The 1,682-nt window shown below is 73.4% G+C and carries 2 protein-coding genes; one reads left to right on the top strand and one right to left on the bottom strand.

Annotated features, from left to right (window positions below):
- On the bottom strand, nt 1-963 hold a 963-nt coding region (locus LLG88_02650; GenBank protein ID MCE5245806.1), incomplete at its 3' end, for a YchF family ATPase.
- Between the two features lie 120 nt (nt 964-1,083).
- Between LLG88_02650 and LLG88_02645 the strand changes: the two genes are divergently transcribed.
- Nucleotides 1,084-1,539, top strand: a complete 456-nt coding sequence (locus LLG88_02645; GenBank protein MCE5245805.1) for a dTDP-4-dehydrorhamnose 3,5-epimerase family protein — start codon at nt 1,084-1,086, stop codon at nt 1,537-1,539.
- Nucleotides 1,540-1,682 lie beyond the last annotated feature (143 nt).

The following is a 1,682-nucleotide window of genomic DNA, read 5'->3' as shown; positions in this document are numbered from 1 at the left end:
CTGATCCCAGCGGATCACCTCCGCCCGGATGAACCCCCGCTCGATGTCGGAGTGGATCGCCCCCGCCGCCTCGCGCGCCCGCGTCCCGGCCTTGATCGTCCAGGCGCGGCACTCGTCGTCGCCGGCGGTGAAGAAGGAGATCAGCCCCAGCAGCCGGTAGCTGGCCTTGATCAGCCGGTCCAGCGCCGGCTCCTCGATCCCGAGGTCCGCCCGGAACGCCGCCGCGTCCTCCGCCGGCAGCCCCGCGATCTCCTGCTCGATCTTCGCCGAGAGGGCCACGAAGGCGCAGCCCGGCCGCGACTCCAGGTCGCCCAGCCCGAACGCCTGCGCCCCCTGGCCGAGCTCCGCCGTGCGGTCCTCGCCGAGGTTCGCCGCGACGAGCAGCGGCCGCGCCGTGAGGAAGGCGAAGCCGCGCAGCGTGCGGAGCTCCTCCGCCGCCAGCCCCGCCGCGCGCAGCGGCGTCTCCGCCTCGAGGTGCACCAGCACCCGCCGCAGCAGCTCCAGCTCCCGCTTGTCCTCCTCCTTGCCGGCCTTCTTGACGATCCCCTCCAGCCGCTCGATCCGCCGCTGGGCGACGTCCATGTCGGCCAGCAGGAACTCCGTCTCCAGCAGCGCGAGGTCGCGCGCCGGATCGACCGACCCCTCGGGGTGCGGGTCGGCCTCGTCGTCCCAGAGCCGCAGCACGCAGACCAGCGCGTCGGCCGTGCGCAGCGCGGTGAGGATCGGGTTGTCGGTCTTGCCCGCGCCCTTCTCCATCGGCGCGAGGTCCACGTAGTTCACGGTGGCGTGGGTGGTCTTCTTCGGCTTGAAGAGGGCCGAGAGCCGGTCGAGCCGGTCGTCGGGCACCTTGGCCACCCCGCGGCGCGTCTCGACCCGCGCCCCCTCGGGGACGTCGGTCCCGGTGAGGATCTTCCAGAGGGTGGTCTTGCCGGAATGCGGCAGTCCGCAAAGCGCGATGTCCATGGCGCGGGGATCTCCTTCGGGCCGGGATTATGCCCGATGCGGCGCGCGGAGGGTCCCGGCGGGGCACGGCCGGGCCCCGGCTCTGCGATAATCGGCGCCGCCAGCGAGGGAGGCAGGGACGTGATCGAAGGGGTCTTGGTCCAGCCGCTGCAGGTGAAGGCCGACGAGCGCGGGCGGCTCGCCGAGCTGTTCCGGGCCGACGTGCCGGGGACGCCCGCCTTCGGGCAGGTGCACCTGACGACGCTCCACCCCGGCGTGGTCAAGGCCTGGCGGCGGCACAGCCGCCGGACCGACGCCCTCGCCGTCGTCTCCGGGATGGTCCGCCTCGGCCTCTACGACGGGCGCGAGGAGTCGCCGACCTCCGGCGAGCTGCGGCAGTTCTTCCTCGGCGACCACTCCCCGCTGCGGGTCGTCGTCCCCCCCGGCGTCTGGTTCGGGCTGAAGGGGATCGGCCCCGCCGAGGCGCTCGTCGTCGTGCTGACCGACGCGCCGTACGACGCCAAGGACCCCGACGAGGAGCGCTGGGACCCCGACGTCAACGACATCCCGTTCGACTGGGAGCGCCGCGACGGCTGAGCGCCCGCGGTTTGACGCCGCGCGGCCCGTTGGCGTACCATGCGCCCGCCCTTGAAAGAGGTGTTGCGGAGAGAACGCGCCGGGGCGTAGCGCAGCCTGGTAGCGCGCCTGTTTTGGGAGCAGGCGGTCGCCGGTTCAAATCC

This window comes from bacterium (assembly GCA_021372775.1).
In the GTDB taxonomy this organism is placed as follows: Bacteria; Acidobacteriota; Polarisedimenticolia; order J045; family J045; genus JAJFTU01.
This window is presented reverse-complemented; position numbering and strand designations above follow the sequence as displayed.